The organism is Microbacterium petrolearium, assembly GCF_054782875.1.
The window spans coordinates 195977-212696 of sequence record NZ_BAAGRQ010000001.1; the positions used below are offsets into that span (position 1 = coordinate 195977).

Consider the following 16720-nt stretch of genomic DNA (forward strand, 5'->3'; position numbering starts at 1 on the left):
GAACCCATGGCCCACGCGGAACTCATGGACTTCGACAAGGCGCTCGAGCTGTACGAGCCGGTGATCGGTCTCGAGGTGCACGTCGAGCTCAACACGCGGACCAAGATGTTCTCGTCGGCGGGCAACCCCGCCCACACCGAGAACCACGACGCGGGCCCGAACACGCTCGTCGCGCCTGTCGACATGGGGCTGCCCGGCTCGCTGCCCGTCGTCAACGGCGAGGCGGTGCGCAAGTCGATCAGCCTCGGGCTGGCGCTGGGCTGCTCGATCGCGCCGTCGAGCCGCTTCGCGCGGAAGAACTACTTCTACCCCGACCTCGGCAAGAACTACCAGATCAGCCAGTACGACGAGCCGATCGCCTTCGAGGGCTCGGTGGAGGTCGAGCTGTCGGACGGCACGACGTACACGATCCCGATCGAGCGCGCGCACATGGAGGAGGACGCCGGCAAGCTCACGCACGTCGGCGGATCGACCGGCCGCATCCAGGGCGCCGAGCACTCGCTCGTCGACTACAACCGCGCTGGCGTGCCGCTCGTCGAGATCGTCACGAAGCCGATCCTCGACGCCGAGCACCGCGCACCCGAGCTGGCGAAGGCGTACCTCGCGACCATCCGCGACATCGCGATAGGGCTCGGCATCAGCGAGGCGCGCATGGAGCGCGGCAACATCCGCTGCGACGCCAACGTGTCGCTGCGCGCCCGCGGCGCCGAGAAGCTCGGTACGCGCACCGAGACGAAGAACGTCAACTCGATGCGCTCGGTCGAGCGCGCCGTGCGCTACGAGATCCAGCGCCAGGCCGCGATCCTCGCGGACGGCGGCCGCATCGTGCAGGAGACGCGGCACTGGCACGAGGACACGGGCGTCACCTCGCCCGGACGCCCCAAGTCGGACGCCGACGACTACCGCTACTTCCCGGAGCCCGATCTGCTGCCCGTCGAGCCGACGGCCGAGCTGATCGAGGAGCTGCGCGCCGCACTGCCCGAGCCCCCGGCGGCCCGGCGCCGCCGACTGAAGGCCGAATGGGGCTTCACCGACCTGGAGTTCCAGGACGTCGCCAACGGCGGGCTCCTGGCCGAGGTCGAGGCGACGGTCGCGGCCGGCGCCGCCCCGCAGGCGGCGCGCAAGTGGTGGACGGGCGAGATCACGCGCATCGCGAACGCCGAGGGACGCGAGCCCGCCGAGCTCGTCTCGCCCGCCGACGTGGCGGCGCTGCAGCGGCTGATCGACGCCGGCACCCTCACCGACAAGCTCGCTCGTCAGGTGCTCGAGGGCGTCATCGCGGGGGAGGGCACGCCGCAGGAGGTGGTGGATGCCCGTGGCCTCGCGGTGGTCTCGGACGACGGCGCGCTCATCGCGGCGATCGACGAGGCCCTCGCCGCCCAGCCCGACGTGCTCGAGAAGATCAAGGGCGGCAAGGTGCAGGCCGCCGGCGCCATCATCGGGGCCGTCATGAAGGCGATGAAGGGCCAGGCCGATGCCGCCCGCGTGCGCGAGCTGATCCTGGAGCGCGCCGCGCAGTAGCCCGATCTCCCGCGGGCCGGCGCGCACTGTCGGCGGCCCGCGGGAGAATGGACGCATGGGGCGTGCGGACGGATCGGGGCGGCTGGTCTCGCCTCCCGGTGCCGACGACTCCGGCACCGGCATCCTGCACGTCGACATGGACGCGTTCTACGCGGCCGTCGAAGTGCTCGACGATCCGTCGCTGCGGGGCAAGCCGATCATCATCGGGGCGCCGGAGGGCCGCTCCGTCGTCTCGAGCGCGTCGTACGAGGCGCGCCGCTACGGCGTGCGCTCGGCCATGCCCGTGAGCCAGGCGCTGCGGCTGTGCCCGCAGGCGACGATCGTGCTGCCGCACTTCGAGCGCTACCGCGCGATCTCCGCGCAGGTCATGGAGATCTTCCGCAGCATCACGCCGCTGGTCGAGCCGCTGTCGATCGACGAGGCGTTCCTCGACGTGCGCGGCGCCCGTCGGCTGTGGGGGAGCCCCGCGCAGATCGCCCGGATGATCCGCGCGCGCGTGCAGGACGAGGTCGGCATCACGTGCAGCATCGGCGTGGCGGCCAGCAAGCACGTGGCCAAGATGGCGTCGACGCTGTCCAAGCCCGACGGGCTGCTCGTCGTCGCAGCGTCCGACACGCTCGACTTCCTCGAGCCGCGGTCGGTGCGCGCGATGTGGGGCGTGGGACCGAAGATGGCCGAGACGCTGGAGGGCCGCGGCATCCGCACGATCGGCGACATCCGGCGCACGCCCGTGGCGGTGCTGGCGAGGGCGGTGGGCCAGGCGGCCGCGCAGCGGATCTCGGAGCTGTCCCGCGGCATCGACGTGCGCGAGGTGGAGACCGAGCGGGCGGAGAAGAGCGTCGGCCACGAGGAGACGTTCATGGAGGACGTGGCCGATCCGGACTTCCTGCGCGCCGAGCTGCTGCGGCTGGCGGATCGCGTGGCCGTGCGCCTGCGCCGCGCCGGATGGGAGGCCGCGGGCGTGGCCATCAAGGTGCGGTTCTCGGACTTCTCGACCCTCACGCGATCGCTCACGCTCCCCGAGCCGACCGACCTGGGGCAGCGCATCGGCACGGCCGCGCGCGACCTGTTCGCGGCCGTCGAGCTGCGCGCACCGGTCCGCCTGATCGGGGTGCGGGCGGAGCGGCTGCAGCCCGCAGGAGGCTCGACGCCGGCGCTGTGGGACGACGACGAGGACTGGCGCCGCGCGGAGGGCGCGCTGGACGAGGCTGTGGCCCGGTTCGGATCGGGCGCGCTCACGCGTGCGGCGTTCCTCGGGCGCGAGCGGAACCCGCGGCTGCCCGCCCATCCGCGGCCGCCGGAGGACTCGGACTGACGGGGCGGACGCATCGCGATCGGGTCTCGTCGCGCGGGGCGAAGGCGGGTAACGTGGCCTCATGCCCAACATCGCGATCGAACTCGGCAGGATCTCGTCTCAGCTCGGCGTGAACGCGTCGTACGGAGAGCAGCAGGACGTCGACGGCGAGAAGATCATCCCGGTCGCCGCCACGTGGTCGGGCTTCGGCGGCGGCTCGGACGAGGCGGGCAACGGCGGCGGAGGGGGCGGCGGCTTCACGGCGCCCGTCGGCGCGTACGTGCGCCGCGACGGCGAGCTGCGCTTCGAGCCGAATCTCATCGCGCTGCTCGCGGTCGGCATCCCGTTCGTCTGGGTGGCGGGCGGGGCGCTGCGCAAGATCATCCGTGCCCTCAAGAAGTAGCGACCCGTTCGGCGCGGCGCTCGAGGCGGCGCTCGGCGAGGTCCTCGCCGCGGTCGCCGCTCTGGACTCTGAGCGGCCGCGCGTGCTGATCGACGGCCGCAGCGGCTCGGGCAAGACCACCATGGCGGCGCTGCTCGCGGGGCGCTGGCCGCTTGAGCGCGCGCCGCGCGTCGTGGCGATGGACGACTTCTACCCGGGATGGGACGGCCTCGCGGCCGCGTCGCGCATGCTCGTGACGGGCGTCCTCGAGCCGCACACCCGCGGCCTTCTCGGTCTGTACCGCCGGTGGGACTGGGCGCAGGACCGCCCGCGGAGCATGCGCGACGCCGGGCTCGTGCCACCGGATCGCCCGCTCATCGTCGAAGGCTGCGGCGCCCTCACGCCCCTGAGTCTCGTCCTGGTCGACCTCGCGGTCTGGGTCGACGCGCCCGAGCCCTCGCGGCGCGCGCGGGCGCTCGAGCGCGACGGCGACGGCTACGCACCGCACTGGGAGCGCTGGGCGCGTCAGGAGGAGGAGCACATCGCCGCGCATCGGCCGCACGAGCTCGCCGACCTGGCGTTCGACCTGCCCTGAGTCAGTCGAGGCCGTCGGCGGCCTGCACGAGGCCGTCGAGACGGTAGCCGAGCCAGTCGTACACGGCGAAGCGCGGATCGGCGGGATCACGGTCGTCGTCGGAGACGATGCCCAGCCGGTTCGCGATCACGAGCCGCACGGCGGTGAGGGTGCGCAGCCACGCGTCGACGTCCTCGCCCGGGATCGCGATGTCGGCGGGGGAGAAGTCGGCGTCGGTGCCGTCGGTCGGCTCGATGGCCTCGAGCGCGCGGCGCACGATCGCCGCGTCGTGCGCGCGCCGGTGCAGCAGGTCGCCGCGCGTCAGGCTGCGGAACTCCCGCGAGGCCTCGGGGTTCTCGGGATACGCGTCGGGCGTGAGCCGGTCCAGGGCGGCGTCGGGCGCGGTCGGGGTGGCGTTCACGAGGTCCGTGAACTGCCCCACGAGATCGGCGAGGTGCGCGGCCTCGATCCGCGTGAGCGTGAGCATGATCATCCGGTCGCTCATGAGCGACCCCCTTCCCGCACGGTGGCCCACAGGCCGTAGTCGTGCATCGCGCGCGCGTGCAGCTCCATCTGCTCCCTGGCGCCCTCGGCGACGACGGCGTGGCCCTCGTGATGCACCGCGAGCATGAGGCGCGTGGCGTGCTCCGTGCTGTAGCCGAAGTACTCGCGGAACACCCGCACGACGTAGCTCATGAGGTTGACAGGGTCGTCCCACACGACGGTCTGCCAGGGGCCGCTCGTGGCCGCGTGCAGGTCGACCTGCTCGTCCAGCTCGGGGAGTGCGGTGCTCATGCCCAGCCCAGTTCGTGAAGTCGGTCGTCGTCGATGCCGTAGAAGTGCGCGATCTCGTGCACGAGGGTCGTGTGGATCTCGTCGCGCAGCTCCTCCATCGTCTCGCATCGGGCGAGATGCGGCTCGCGGTAGACGGTGATCCGATCGGGCAGCTCGCCCATGCCGTAGCGGTCGCGCTCGGTGAGCGCCAGGCCGTCGTACAGGCCGAGCAGGTCGAGCCCGCCGTCCTCCGGGCGGTCCTCGACGACGAACACGACGTTGTCGAGGCCGTCGACCATGTCGTCGGGGAGCAGGTCGAGCTCCTCGACGACGAGCGCCTCGAACTCCTCGGCGCCGAGCGCGAGTGGCGAGGGCGTCGACGCGGGATCGATCATGTGGGGTCCTCCGTCGCGAGGCGACGTACGACCCTCAATCGCTCGTCGCATGACACGAACCTTCGGTTCGGTCCTGCTCCTCGCTCAATCGGGTGGCTAACCGGGCTTGAACCGGCGACCTCCTGGACCACAACCAGGCGCTCTACCAACTGAGCTATAGCCACCGTGGTCCCCCTCCGCGGACGGCGCGGGGACAACCGCTCCATTCTCTCACACATCCCCGCCGAATGACGAAACGACGGCCGAGGCGATCGCGCGCGCGCCGTCGCTCGTGGGTCCGGGCTCGGGCACGAACACCGCGCGGCGGTAGTACTCGAGCTCGCGGATCGACTCGAGGATGTCGGCGAGGGCGCGGTGCCCGCCGTCCTTCGCCGGGGCGTGGATGTAGGCGCGCGGGTACCAGCGGCGCGAGAGCTCCTTGACGCTCGACACGTCGACGTTGCGGTAGTGCAGGTACCCGTCCACCTGGGGCATGTACTTCGCGAGGAACATGCGGTCGGTGCCGATGGTGTTGCCCGCGAGCGGGGCCTTGCGCTCCTGAGGCACGAAGCGCTTGATGTACTCGAGCGACAGGCGCTGCGCCTCCTCGAGGGAGACGCCGCCGTCGAGCTCCTCGTACAGCCCGCTGGACTTGTGCATGCGCGTGACGAAGTCGCCCATGTTCTTGAACGCGGCCTCGCTCGGGCGGATCACCACCTGGAACCCCGGATCGAGGATCCGCAGATTGAAGTCGGTCACGACGATCGCGATCTCCACCAGCTCGTCGACCGCGAGGTCGAGGCCGGTCATCTCGCAGTCGATCCAGACGAGCCGGTCGTTCTCGGAAGCTCCCACCATGGGTTCCACCCTATCCGCGGGCACCGACGCGGCCGCCGGGAGCCGTGGAACCGGGGGAGGAGGGATCGGGGTCCCCCAGGCACGATTCGAACGTGCGACCGGCGACTTAGAAGGTCGATGCTCTTCCGCTGAGCTACTGGGGGTCGCCATCCAGAGTAGCGAGCCTTCCTGTTCGCGCGCCCGCTGCCGGCATGCGGTGCCGCTCAGGGGGAGCGGATCAGCGGGAGTGGCGGAGCGCGGCGACGGCCTCGTCGGCGGTCCAGAACGTGCCGAAGTCGATGAAGACGGCCGTGGCGCGGTGCAGGCGCTCGGCGCGGAAGCGCAGGCCCAGCGGATCGTCGACGACGCGCACGTGGCCGATCACGCGGTCGCCGCGCTCCACCACGCGCCACAGGTCGGCGGCGGCGCGCACGAGGCGCTCGCGCGGGTCGCGGAGCGGGGGAGTCGCGTAGGGCACGCGCGGTGCGGTCTGCAGGTCGGTCATGGTCATCTCCTCTCCGCGCGCCACGATACGAGGGGGCTGCGACATCCGTGCCGGCGCTGTGACATCCGCTCCGGCGCCGTCGTGCCGCGCACTGACTACGCTGGAGGGATGCAGACCTTCGTGCTCGCCGGTGGATGTTTCTGGTGCCTCGACGCGGCCTACCGCGCCCTCGACGGGGTGGAGAGCGTCGTCTCGGGGTACACGGGCGGCACGGTGGCGAACCCGTCGTACGAGCTCGTGTGCACGGGCGCCACCGGCCACGCGGAGGCCGTCGCGGTCACGTTCGACCCCGAGCGGATCCCTGCAGAGGTGATCCTCGACGCGTTCTTCACGATGCACGACCCGCGCCAGCTCAACCACCAGGGCGCGGATCAGGGCACGCAGTACCGCTCGGCGATGTTCTCCGCCGACGACGCGCAGCGCGCGCTGTTCGAGACGGCGCGCGAGCGCGCGACGCAGCTGTGGGACGCCCCGCTCGGCACCACGGAGGGCACCGTCGTGACGACGATCGAGCCGCTGGGCGCGTTCTACGAGGCCGAGGACTACCACCAGGACTTCTTCGCGAAGAACCCCACGCAGGGCTACTGCCTGGCCGTGGCCGTGCCGAAGGTCAACAAGGTGCGCGCGTCGTTCTCGCAGTACATCCGCTGAGCGCGGTTCGCTCACAGGCGGCCGGATGAGGGCCGCCATCCACATTCGCGCCTTTCGTCCCCCGCCGCCGCGCTCGTGTCGTCACGCTGAAGACGGATCCGCCGGGATCCCATCAGCGAGAGGACACAGACATGAGCGACATCATCACGATCACGGGCAACATCGCGACCGATCCCACCCAGGTGACCACGCCGAACGGCGCGGTGATCACCCGCTTCCGCGTGGCGAGCAGCCACCGGCGTCGCGACGCGAGCACGGGGGAATGGGTGGATGGTCACACCAACTGGTACACGGTGTGCGCCTACCGCCACCTCGGCGCGAACGCGTACGCGTCGCTGCGCAAGGGCGAGCGGATCGTGGTCTCCGGCCGGCTGCGGCTGCGCCGGTGGGAGAGCGAGGAGCGCCACGGCATGGAGGCCGAGATCGACGCGGACTCGCTGGGCCACGACCTGCTGTTCGGGACGAGCGCGTTCTCGCGGGTGTCGAGGCCGCAGGCCGAGACCGCGACGGCCGACGCCGCCGGCCGCGCCGCGGACGGCTCCGGTGAGAGCCGGGGCGCCTCCGCGGACGAGTGGGCGGTTCCGGCCGCGGGCACCGCGGGCGATGCGGTCGAGGCGGCGCGCGAGGAGGAGACCGTGCCGTTCTGACGCGCGTCGGTCCCGGCCTACACTCGGCAGGGTGAGCACCCCGAGCGTCGTCCTGCGCGGCCTCGCCGCGGTCGTGCTCGTGAGCGGCGCCCTGACGCTGGCGGCCTGCGCGCCCGAGCCCGAGCCGGCGCCCACCGCGACCACGAGCCCGGCGCCCGGCACCGCCGCGCCGACGGCCCCGCCCGAGGCCGATCCCGTGCTCGTCCCGGACGGCTCGGCCGAGGACAACCTGCCGCTGTTCGCCCGGATCGTCGACGAGGTGTGGCAGTCCGAGCGGCGCGCCGAGGGGCGCGCGTACATCGACGCGCTCGCGGCGGCCGGTTTCGACACCTCGGCGATGCAGGTGACGCGCGACGAGTCGACCGTCGGAAATCCGGCCGAGTCGATCCTGTTCTCCGTGCGGTGGGCAGACGAGTGCCTCATCGGCCAGGTCGGCCCGGAGACGGGGGAGCCGGTGACGAGCGTGCAGGAGACGCTCGGTGCGGATCGCGTCTGCCTGCTCGGCGAGACGCGGCCGATCGACTGGTAGCGCCCTCGCCGAAGCGCCGGCCCACCGGTGGTGCAACCGGATGCGGTGTGCGCGCGGGCGGCGACCCCTAGACTGGGTCACGCTATGGCGGAATATATCTACCAGATGGTCCGGGCCCGCAAGAAGGTGGGCGACAAGCTGATCCTCGACGACGTGACGATGTCGTTCCTCCCGGGGGCGAAGATCGGCATGGTCGGCCCGAACGGGGCCGGAAAGTCGACGATCCTGAAGATCATGGCGGGCCTCGACACCCCGTCGAACGGCGAGGCCACGCTCTCCCCGGGCTTCTCGGTGGGCATCCTCATGCAGGAGCCCGAGCTCGACGAGTCGAAGACCGTGCTCGAGAACGTCCAGGACGGCGTGCGCGAGATCAAGGACAAGGTCGACCGCTTCAACGAGATCTCGGCCCTGATGGCCGATCCGGACGCCGACTTCGACGCGCTGCTCGAGGAGATGGGCAAGCTGCAGGAGGCCATCGACGCCGCCGACGCCTGGGACCTCGACGCCCAGCTCGAGCAGGCCATGGACGCCCTGCGCACACCCCCGGGCGACGCCGAGATCTCGAACCTCTCCGGTGGCGAGAAGCGCCGGGTGGCGCTGTGCAAGCTGCTGCTCGAGAAGCCCGACCTGCTGCTGCTCGACGAGCCCACCAACCACCTCGACGCCGAGAGCGTGCTGTGGCTCGAGCAGCACCTCCAGAAGTACGCCGGCGCCGTCATCGCCGTCACCCACGACCGGTACTTCCTCGACCACGTCGCCGAGTGGATCGCCGAGGTCGACCGCGGGCGCCTGTACCCGTACGAGGGCAACTACTCGACGTACCTCGAGAAGAAGGCCGAGCGGCTCGACGTCCAGGGCAAGAAGGACGCCAAGCTCCAGAAGCGCCTCAAGGAGGAGCTCGAGTGGGTGCGCTCCAACACGAAGGGGCGCCAGGCCAAGTCGAAGGCGCGTCTGGCCCGCTACGAGGAGATGGCTGCCGAGGCCGAGCGCACGCGCAAGCTCGACTTCGAGGAGATCCAGATCCCCGCGGGTCCGCGCCTGGGCTCGATCGTGATCGAGGCGAAGAACCTGCAGAAGGGCTTCGGCGACCGCACGCTCATCGACGGGCTGAGCTTCAGCCTGCCGCCGAACGGCATCGTCGGCGTCATCGGCCCGAACGGCGTCGGCAAGACGACGCTGTTCAAGACGATCGTCGGCCTCGAGCCGCTCGACGGCGGCGACCTGAAGATCGGCGAGACGGTCAAGATCAGCTACGTCGACCAGACGCGCTCGAACATCGATCCCGAGAAGAGCCTCTGGGAGGTCGTCTCGGACGGGCTCGATATCATCACGGTCGGCAAGACCGAGATCCCGTCGCGCGCCTACGTGTCGAAGTTCGGCTTCAAGGGCCCCGACCAGCAGAAGAAGGCCGGCGTGCTCTCCGGTGGCGAGCGCAACCGCCTGAACCTCGCGCTCACGCTCAAGGAGGGCGGCAACCTGCTGCTGCTCGACGAGCCGACCAACGACCTCGATGTCGAGACCCTGCAGTCGCTTGAGAACGCGCTGCTCGAGTTCCCCGGCTGCGCCGTGGTCATCACCCACGACCGGTGGTTCCTCGACCGCGTGGCCACGCACATCCTCGCCTACGAGGGCACCGAGGAGAACCCGGCGAACTGGCACTGGTTCGAGGGCAACTTCGAGGCGTACGAGGAGAACAAGGTCGCGCGCCTCGGCCCGGACGCGGCACGCCCGCACCGCACGACCTACCGCAAGCTCACGCGCGACTGAGCCGGTACGCAGAGGCGCCCCCTGCATCCGATCCAGGGGGCGCCTTTCGCGCGCGGCGTCAGCCGATCACTCGGTGACGATCGTCTCGAACGCGTCGGGGTTCTCCTCGAGCCACGCGTCGATGGCCTCGGCCTCCTGGCCCTCGCCGTACTCGTTGACGACGAGGTCCTCGAGCGACGCGTACTGCTCGTCGTCGAGCTGGATGCCCGCGATGAGCTCGGCCGCCTCGGGGAACTCCTCGGCGAAGCCGGAGGTGCCGAGGAAGTGCAGGGCCTCGTTGCCGCCCATGCCGTCCTTGGGGTCCTCGAGGTCCTTCACGTCGTATGAGCCGTACGCCCAGAACGGGCGCCACAGCGTGACGACGATGTCCTCTTCGTTGTCCATCGCGTTGCCGAGCTCCGTGAGCATGGCCGCGGTCGACGAGGTGACGAGCTCGTACTCCTCGTCGAGCCCGTACTCGGGCATCATGACCTCCTGCGTCTGCTTCGTGAGGCCCGCGCCCGGCTCGATGCCGATGATCTTGCCGTCGAAGCGGTCGGCGTTGCCCTGGAGGTCCTCGATCGAGTTGATGTCGTCCATGTACGACGGCACCGCGATCGTGAGCTGCGCGCCCTCGTAGTAGGCACCGAGGTCCTCGATGTCGTCGCCGTACTCCTCCATGTAGGAGGCGTGCGTGAGCTCGGGCCACGCCGACGGGTAGATGTCCACGTCGCCCTGGGCCAGGCCGGCGTACAGCGGGCCGGCCTCGGTCAGCGTCTGCATCTCGACGGTGTAGCCGAGCTTGGTCAGCTGGTCCTCGAGCAGGTACGCGGTGCTCAGGCCGTCGGTCCACGAGGGGATGTAGCCGAGCGTGATCGTGCCGAGGTCGCCGCCCTCGGCGTCGCCGCCGTCGCCGCCGGCGTTGCCGCCGCCGCTGGCGCACGAGGTGAGGGCGAGCGCGCCCACGGCGCCCATCGCGAGAATGCCGGTCAGGTGTCGCTTCTTCATGGTGTCCTTTCGTGCCGCGCCGGTCGGCGCGGACTGGGGAGGGGATCAGTCGGTCGGAGGGACCGCACGCGTCGGTGCGGAAGGGGAGCGATGCGCAGACGCGCCGCTCGGACGCGGCCGTCGGGCCCGTCAGGCGCCGGTCGGAATCGGCGTGCGGCTGGGCGAGGCCTTCTCGCGCGCGATCTCGTCGGCGGTCGTCGTGGTGGCGCGCCGCGTGGCGCGCCGGCGGCGCAGCATGCCCAGGAGCGAGCCGCGGTAGTCGGCCGGGTTGCCGAGCGCAGCGGTGACGCGGTCGAGGAACACCGCGAGGAACACGACGCCCAGGCCGTTCTCGACGCCCTTGGCGATGTTGATCGTCGAGATGGCCTCGACGACGTTCTTCCCGAGGCCGTCGGCTCCGGCGATGCCCGCGATGACGGCCATCGAGAGGGCCAGCATGATGACCTGGTTCACGCCCGCCATGATGGTGGGCACCGCGAGCGGCAGCTGCACGCCGCGCAGGATCTGGCCGGGCGTGGCGCCGAAGGCCTGGCCGGCCTCGACGGTCTCGGCGTCGACGCCGCGGATGCCGAGCTCGGTCATGCGCACCCCCGGGGGCAGCGCGAAGATCATGGTCGCGATGACGCCGGGGACGACGCCGATGCTGAAGAACACGATCGCCGGGATCAGGTAGACGTACGCCGGCATCGTCTGCATGAAGTCGAGGACCGGCTTCACGACGGCGCGCACCGTGGCGTTCCGCGCGGACCAGATGCCGACGGGGATCGAGATGAGCACGGCCACGAGGGCCGCGATCAGCACGAGCGCGAGCGTCTGCATCGCCGGTTCCCACACGTCCATCGCGGCGATGAGGGTGAAGGTGACGAGCGTGCCGACGCCCATCTGCCACGAGCGGACGAGCCAGCTCAGCAGCGCCGCGACGAGAACGGTGACGACGAACGGCGTCGCGACGAGCGCGTCGGTCAGGTTCTCGACGAGCCAGCGCACGACGAGCGAGATCAGGTCGAGCAGCCACTCGAGGTTGTCCTTGATCCAGTCGACGCCGGTCGCGATCCACTGGCCGACGGGAATGCGGAAGCCGTCCATCAGCGCACCTCCTCGATCTTGTCGGCCTGCGCCGCGGTCTCGGCGAGCAGCTCGTCGATGACGGTGGTGGGCACGGGCGGGTGCGGCAGGGTGATCTCCTCGGTCGCGCCGGGGCCGGGGCCGAGCGCGGCCAGCAGCGTGACGCGCGGGATGACGCCGAGCAGGCGGCCCGCCGCGTTCGTCACGGCGACGGGCAGCTTGGACTCGACGGCCGGGACGAACAGGTCCATGAGCACGGCGTCCTCGTCGACGGTCACGGCGTCGTGCTTGATGATGCCGGCCAGCGAGCTCTCGCCCCGGCGGAGCAGCTTGATGGCGTCGCGGTCCTCGACCGTGCCGACGAGGCGACGGTCGCGATCGACGACGTAGGCCGCGGCCGCCTGGGCGTCGCGCATCGTGCGCAGCGCGGTGCGGGGGCCGGCGGACTCGGCCACGACGGGGCGCGGGCGCTCCATCACGGCCGAGGCCGTGAGCACGCGGGCGCGGTCGACGTCCTGCACGAACTGCTCGACGTAGTCGTTCGCCGGGTCGGTGAGGATGTCCTCGGGCGTGCCGATCTGCACGATCCGTCCGTCGCGCATGACCGCGATCCGGTCGCCCAGGTACATCGCCTCGTTGAGGTCGTGCGTGATGAAGATGATCGTCTTGCCGAGGCTCGCCTGCAGCTCGAGCAGCTGATCCTGCATCTCGCGGCGGATGAGCGGGTCGAGCGCGCTGAACGCCTCGTCCATGAGCAGGATGTCGCTGTCGGCAGCGAGGGCGCGAGCGATGCCGACGCGCTGCTTCATGCCGCCCGACAGCTCGGAGGGGAGCTTGTCGCCCCAGCCGGCGAGGCCGACGAGGCCGAGGATCTCGCGCGCTTTCGCGAGGCGCTCGTCGCGGGCGACGCCGCGCAGCTCGAGGGGGTAGGCGACGTTGTCGGCGACCGTGCGGTGGGGGAGCAGGGCGAAGTGCTGGAAGACCATCGACACCCGCTCGCGGCGGATCTGCCGCAACCGCGAGGGCGAGACGCCCGTGAGCTCGTCGTCGCCGATCCGGATGGTGCCGGCGGTCGCGTCGTGCAGGCCGTTGAGCATGCGGATCAGCGTGGACTTGCCCGATCCGGACAGCCCCATGACGACGAAGATCTCGCCGCGGCGCACCTCGAACGAGGCGTCGATGACGGCGGCGGTCGTGCCGCCGCCGAGCTGCTCGCGCGGGGTGCCGGAGCGCAGGCGCTCCACGGCTTCCTGGGGACGACGGCCGAAGACCTTGTAGAGGCCCTCGGCGCGCAGTGCGATGTCGCTGTCGGTCAACGTTCTCCTCTGCCGGCCGTGCGCGGGTGGCCGGTGATCGGTAACGGTCCGGGCAGACGGGTTCCACGGTCGTCTCGGGTGTGACGGTGGTGGATCGCCGGCCATACGCCCGCCGCAGCGCGGCGTTCGCGGGCCTGGTTCGAGCGGGAACCGACGGGCGGTTCCCAGAGGGTCGGGATGCGGTACGCATGCCCGACCGGCGCGCCGAAGAGTCTATCGATCCGCCGGGAATTGTCTACTCAGTCGCGACGCGCCGGTGTACCTATGACGCTTGCGGTCGTCCCTAGATGCCCGTCATTCCGCGGTTCTCAGCCGATCGTCATCGTTACCCGACCGTGACCGCCGCCGCCTGCGAGAATGGCCGGATGACCCGCCTGCATGTGCCCGTGCATCTGCGCTGGGGCGACCTCGACGCCTTCCAGCACGTCAACAACGCCAGCTTCGTCAAGCTGCTCGAGGAGGCGCGCTTCCGCGCGTTCTGGATCCACGAGGATCCCGCCAAGGCGACGCCGCTGGCGGTGTTCGACGCCGAGCTGCGCGTGGGCGACGAGGGCCCGTTCTACCCGCTCATCGCGACGCAGCAGGCCGAGTACCTCGCGCCGATCCCGTACCAGCAGGAACCGCTCGACGTGCGGATCTGGTTCGGCCGGCTGGGCGGGGCCTCGGCCGAGCTGAGGTACGAGGTGTGGGGCGGCCCGGCGGGGGAGACGCTGTTCGGCCGGGCGAGCGTCACGGTCGTGCTCGTCTCGCCCGACACGGGCCGGCCCGTGCGCATGCCCGACGCCATGCGCGCGGCGTGGGAGCCCTACCTCGAGGCGCCGGACGAGGGCTGACGGCGCCCGTTGAGGCGAACTGCGAGAGACTGGAGGGGTGACTCTGCAGTCTGCTCGTTCCCTCGCCCGCGTCGGCGCCTCCGCGCGCGCGGACTTCCCCTATTTCGCCGCGCATCCGGACACCGCGTACCTGGACTCCGGCGCGACGTCGCAGCGCCCCGCGTCGGTCATCGACGCCGAGGCGGTGTTCGTGCGCGCGGACTACGCGGCCGTGCACCGCGGATCGAGCATGGCCACCGGCGAGGCCACGGCCGCGTTCGAGGATGCGCGCGAGCGCGTCGCCGCGTTCGTCCGGGCCGGCGAGCGCGAGATCGCGTGGCAGGCGGGGGCCACCGACGCCCTGAACACGATCGCGCTCGGCATGTCCGATGCGTCCCTCGGGCTCGGCGACGAGCGCTTCGCGCTGCGCGCCGGCGACGAGATCCTCGTCACCGAGGCGGAGCACCACGCCAACCTCATCCCGTGGCAGCGGCTGGCGGCCCGCACGGGCGCCACGCTGCGTCACGTGCCGGTCGACGACGCCGGGCTGTGGACGATCGACGCGCTCCGGGCGCAGCTGACCGCGCGCACCCGCGTCGTCGCCTTCGCGCACGTGTCGAACGTGACGGGTCAGATCGCCCCCGTCGCCGACGTCGTCGAGGCCGCGCGCGCGGTCGGCGCCTACACCGTGCTCGACGCGTGCCAGTCGGTGCCGCACCTGCCGGCCGATCTCGGTGCCCTCGGCGTCGACTTCGCCGCGTTCTCGTCCCACAAGATGCTCGGCCCCACCGGCATCGGCGTGCTGTACGGCCGCGCCGAGCTGCTCGACGCCCTGCCGCCCGCCCGCACGGGCGGCTCGATGATCACGACGGTGACGATGGACGAGGCGCAGTTCCTGCCGGCACCGCACCGGCTGGAGGCCGGCACGCAGCCGGTCTCGCAGGCCGTGGGCCTGCGCGCCGCGGTGGACTACCTGGCCGGGATCGGCATGGACGCCGTGGCGGCGCACGAGGCCGAGATGGCGGGCCTGCTCGTCGAGGCGGCGGAGTCCGTGCCCGGCGTGCGGCTCGTGGGCCCGGCGGCGGGTGCGCCCCGCGCCGCGCTCGTGAGCGTGATCGTCGACGGCGTTCACGCGCACGACGTCGGGCAGTTCCTCGACGACCGCGGCGTCACGGTGCGCACGGGCCACCACTGCGCGCAGCCGCTGCACCGCCGGCTCGGCGTGGCGGCGACGACGCGCGCGAGCGCCTCGGTCTACACCACGGCGGACGACGTCGAGCGCTTCCGGGTCGCCCTCGGCGAGGTCCGCGCCTTTTTCGGAGCGGACCGATGAGCGGCGAGCTGGAGGGCCTGTACCGCGAGCTGATCATGGATCACTCGCGCGACCCGTACGGCAAGGGCGACCCGAGCGGGCTGGCGCACACGCACCACGAGCTGAACCCGTCGTGCGGCGACGAGATCACCCTCGGCATCACGCTCGACGACGAGGGACGGATCGACCGGCTGGCCTGGGAGGGCCAGGGCTGCAGCATCTCGATGGCGTCGGCCTCGATCATGTCGGAGCTGCTCGAGCACGCCGACCGCGACGAGGCGTTCGCCCGCATCGGCGAGTTCCGCGAGATGCTGCGCTCGCGCGGCGCGGTCGAGCCGACCGAGGCGCTCGGCGACGCCGCCGCCTTCCAGGGCGTGGCCAAGTACGTCATGCGCGTGAAGTGCGCCATGCTCGGCTGGGTCGCGCTCGAGGCGTGCCTCACCGAGTCGCGCGCCGCCTGACGCACACGCGCGAGGGGCGGCTCAGGCCCTGTCGGGCACGCGCAGCATGATCTCCTGCGCCACCGTGGCCACGAGCACGCCGTCGCGCGTGTAGAGGCGCCCGAGCGACAGTCCACGGCCGCCCTGCGAGCTCGGCGACTCCTGCACGTACAGCAGCCACTCGTCGACGCGGGCGAAGCGATGCCACCAGATGGCGTGATCGAGGCTGGCGGTCTTCACCCCCGGGTCGCTCCATGCCACGCCGCCGGCGCGCATCACGGGCTCCTGGATCGTGAAGTCGCTCAGGTACGCCAGCGCGGCGCGGTGCAGGGCGGGGTCGTCGCCGAGCGGTCCGCGCACGCGCGTCCACACGGCCTGGTACGGCGAGGGCTCGTCCACGTGCAGCCAGATGTCGCCGGTGGTGTGGCGCACCTCGATCGGGTTGGCGCGCAGCAGCAGCCCCGACTGCGGGTGATCGACGTGCAGCTGGGTGGGATCGGGCAGGTCCTCGGGCGCGGGCACGTCGGGCATGGGCAGATGGTGCTCGAAGCCCGGGTCGTCGTCCTGGAACGAGGCGATGCCTGAGAAGATCGGCACGCCCTCCTGGTAGGCCTGGATGCGGCGCCGCGAGAAGGATCGGCCGTCGTGCACCCGATCGACCGCGAAGGTGATGGGACCGCGCACGTCGCCGGGGCGCAGGAAGTACCCGTGCAGCGAGTGCGGGTGCCGCTCCGGCGGCAGCGTGCGCGTCGCGGCCATGACGGCCTGCGCGAGCACCTGCCCCCCGAATACGCGGCCGCTCGGCATCGGGTGGGAGGCGCCGACGAAGATGTCGTTCGAGGTGCGCGCCCCGGTGTCGTCGAGCGCCAGCACCCCCCGCAGCATCTCGACAGGATCGGTGGGGAGCTCGAGGGTCACGAGAAAGTAGTCTAG

The 16720-nt window shown here is 71.5% G+C and carries 20 protein-coding genes and 2 tRNA genes; 11 read left to right on the top strand and 11 right to left on the bottom strand.

Going from position 1 to position 16720, the window contains the following annotated elements:
* Window positions 1–6: 6 nt before the first annotated feature.
* The 4 genes from gatB (at window position 7) to ACYVJ0_RS00955 (ending at window position 3792) form a co-directional block, all read left to right on the top strand.
* Entirely contained in the window at window positions 7–1521 is a 1515-nt protein-coding gene (gatB, locus tag ACYVJ0_RS00940) for an Asp-tRNA(Asn)/Glu-tRNA(Gln) amidotransferase subunit GatB (RefSeq protein WP_460815389.1), read from the top strand.
* Between the two features lie 55 nt (window positions 1522–1576).
* Window positions 1577–2836: a DNA polymerase IV gene (locus tag ACYVJ0_RS00945; RefSeq protein ID WP_460815390.1), complete on the top strand. Its 1260-nt coding sequence runs from the start codon at window positions 1577–1579 to the stop codon at window positions 2834–2836.
* A 61-nt stretch (window positions 2837–2897) separates the two neighbouring features.
* Complete coding sequence (locus ACYVJ0_RS00950) at window positions 2898–3218, top strand: hypothetical protein (RefSeq protein ID WP_449853234.1); 321 nt, start codon at window positions 2898–2900, stop codon at window positions 3216–3218.
* Complete coding sequence (locus ACYVJ0_RS00955) at window positions 3202–3792, top strand: nucleoside/nucleotide kinase family protein (protein WP_460815392.1); 591 nt, start codon at window positions 3202–3204, stop codon at window positions 3790–3792. The genes ACYVJ0_RS00950 and ACYVJ0_RS00955 overlap by 17 nt, the downstream gene beginning before the upstream one ends.
* Window position 3793: 1 nt before the next feature.
* On the opposite strand, the gene ACYVJ0_RS00960 is transcribed toward ACYVJ0_RS00955, so the two are convergent.
* The 7 genes from ACYVJ0_RS00960 to ACYVJ0_RS00990 all read right to left on the bottom strand — a co-directional run bounded on the left by ACYVJ0_RS00960 (window position 3794) and on the right by ACYVJ0_RS00990 (window position 6261).
* Window positions 3794–4276 carry a DUF2017 family protein gene (locus ACYVJ0_RS00960; RefSeq protein ID WP_460815394.1) on the bottom strand — a complete coding sequence of 161 codons (483 nt, stop codon included), beginning with the start codon at window positions 4274–4276 and terminating at the stop codon, window positions 3794–3796.
* Entirely contained in the window at window positions 4273–4566 is a 294-nt protein-coding gene (clpS, locus tag ACYVJ0_RS00965) for an ATP-dependent Clp protease adapter ClpS (RefSeq protein WP_460815396.1), read from the bottom strand. Before clpS ends, ACYVJ0_RS00960 begins: the two co-directional genes overlap by 4 nt.
* Window positions 4563–4940, bottom strand: coding sequence for a metallopeptidase family protein (locus ACYVJ0_RS00970; RefSeq protein WP_460815398.1), 378 nt, complete (start codon window positions 4938–4940; stop codon window positions 4563–4565). Before ACYVJ0_RS00970 ends, clpS begins: the two co-directional genes overlap by 4 nt.
* A 91-nt stretch (window positions 4941–5031) precedes the next feature.
* Window positions 5032–5104, bottom strand: a tRNA-His gene (locus ACYVJ0_RS00975).
* A 46-nt stretch (window positions 5105–5150) separates the two neighbouring features.
* Window positions 5151–5777, bottom strand: a complete 627-nt coding sequence (gene orn / locus ACYVJ0_RS00980; protein ID WP_460815400.1) for an oligoribonuclease — start codon at window positions 5775–5777, stop codon at window positions 5151–5153.
* A 71-nt stretch (window positions 5778–5848) separates the two neighbouring features.
* Window positions 5849–5920: transfer RNA gene (locus ACYVJ0_RS00985), tRNA-Arg, on the bottom strand.
* A gap of 74 nt (window positions 5921–5994) precedes the next feature.
* Window positions 5995–6261 carry a hypothetical protein gene (locus tag ACYVJ0_RS00990; protein ID WP_449853228.1) on the bottom strand — a complete coding sequence of 89 codons (267 nt, stop codon included), beginning with the start codon at window positions 6259–6261 and terminating at the stop codon, window positions 5995–5997.
* A gap of 108 nt (window positions 6262–6369) precedes the next feature.
* Between ACYVJ0_RS00990 and msrA the strand changes: the two genes are divergently transcribed.
* The 4 genes from msrA to ettA all read left to right on the top strand — a co-directional run bounded on the left by msrA (window position 6370) and on the right by ettA (window position 9855).
* Entirely contained in the window at window positions 6370–6912 is a 543-nt protein-coding gene (gene msrA, locus ACYVJ0_RS00995; RefSeq protein ID WP_460815402.1) for a peptide-methionine (S)-S-oxide reductase MsrA, read from the top strand.
* Between the two features lie 131 nt (window positions 6913–7043).
* Window positions 7044–7559, top strand: coding sequence for a single-stranded DNA-binding protein (locus ACYVJ0_RS01000; RefSeq protein ID WP_449853226.1), 516 nt, complete (start codon window positions 7044–7046; stop codon window positions 7557–7559).
* 31 nt (window positions 7560–7590) lie between these two features.
* Complete coding sequence (locus tag ACYVJ0_RS01005) at window positions 7591–8088, top strand: DUF6993 domain-containing protein (protein ID WP_460815404.1); 498 nt, start codon at window positions 7591–7593, stop codon at window positions 8086–8088.
* Window positions 8089–8172: 84 nt separating this feature from the next.
* Window positions 8173–9855, top strand: coding sequence for an energy-dependent translational throttle protein EttA (gene ettA, locus ACYVJ0_RS01010; RefSeq protein ID WP_460815406.1), 1683 nt, complete (start codon window positions 8173–8175; stop codon window positions 9853–9855).
* Window positions 9856–9921: 66 nt separating this feature from the next.
* Here ettA and ACYVJ0_RS01015 read toward each other — a convergent pair whose 3' ends face one another.
* The 3 genes from ACYVJ0_RS01015 to ACYVJ0_RS01025 form a co-directional block, all read right to left on the bottom strand.
* Complete coding sequence (locus ACYVJ0_RS01015) at window positions 9922–10842, bottom strand: glycine betaine ABC transporter substrate-binding protein (protein WP_460815407.1); 921 nt, start codon at window positions 10840–10842, stop codon at window positions 9922–9924.
* A 129-nt stretch (window positions 10843–10971) separates the two neighbouring features.
* Window positions 10972–11928, bottom strand: a complete 957-nt coding sequence (locus ACYVJ0_RS01020) for an ABC transporter permease (protein WP_460815408.1) — start codon at window positions 11926–11928, stop codon at window positions 10972–10974.
* The gene (locus tag ACYVJ0_RS01025; RefSeq protein WP_449853221.1) at window positions 11928–13223 is read right to left on the bottom strand and encodes a quaternary amine ABC transporter ATP-binding protein; all 1296 of its coding nucleotides are present in this window, start codon (window positions 13221–13223) and stop codon (window positions 11928–11930) included. Before ACYVJ0_RS01025 ends, ACYVJ0_RS01020 begins: the two co-directional genes overlap by 1 nt.
* 365 nt (window positions 13224–13588) lie before the next feature.
* On the opposite strand from ACYVJ0_RS01025, the gene ACYVJ0_RS01030 reads away from it, so the two are divergent.
* Genes ACYVJ0_RS01030 through sufU form a run of 3 tightly spaced genes read left to right on the top strand, consistent with a single transcriptional unit; the run spans window position 13589 to window position 15808 of the window.
* A complete protein-coding gene (locus ACYVJ0_RS01030; RefSeq protein ID WP_460815410.1) occupies window positions 13589–14056 on the top strand; it encodes an acyl-CoA thioesterase in 468 nt (155 codons plus the stop codon).
* Window positions 14057–14093: 37 nt separating this feature from the next.
* The gene (locus ACYVJ0_RS01035) at window positions 14094–15368 is read left to right on the top strand and encodes an aminotransferase class V-fold PLP-dependent enzyme (RefSeq protein WP_460815411.1); all 1275 of its coding nucleotides are present in this window, start codon (window positions 14094–14096) and stop codon (window positions 15366–15368) included.
* A complete protein-coding gene (sufU, locus tag ACYVJ0_RS01040; RefSeq protein WP_460815413.1) occupies window positions 15365–15808 on the top strand; it encodes a Fe-S cluster assembly sulfur transfer protein SufU in 444 nt (147 codons plus the stop codon). Before ACYVJ0_RS01035 ends, sufU begins: the two co-directional genes overlap by 4 nt.
* A 21-nt stretch (window positions 15809–15829) precedes the next feature.
* Here the strand turns inward: sufU and ACYVJ0_RS01045 are convergent, their stop codons facing one another.
* Entirely contained in the window at window positions 15830–16672 is an 843-nt protein-coding gene (locus tag ACYVJ0_RS01045) for an acyl-CoA thioesterase (protein ID WP_449853304.1), read from the bottom strand.
* Window positions 16673–16720: the final 48 nt, after the last annotated feature.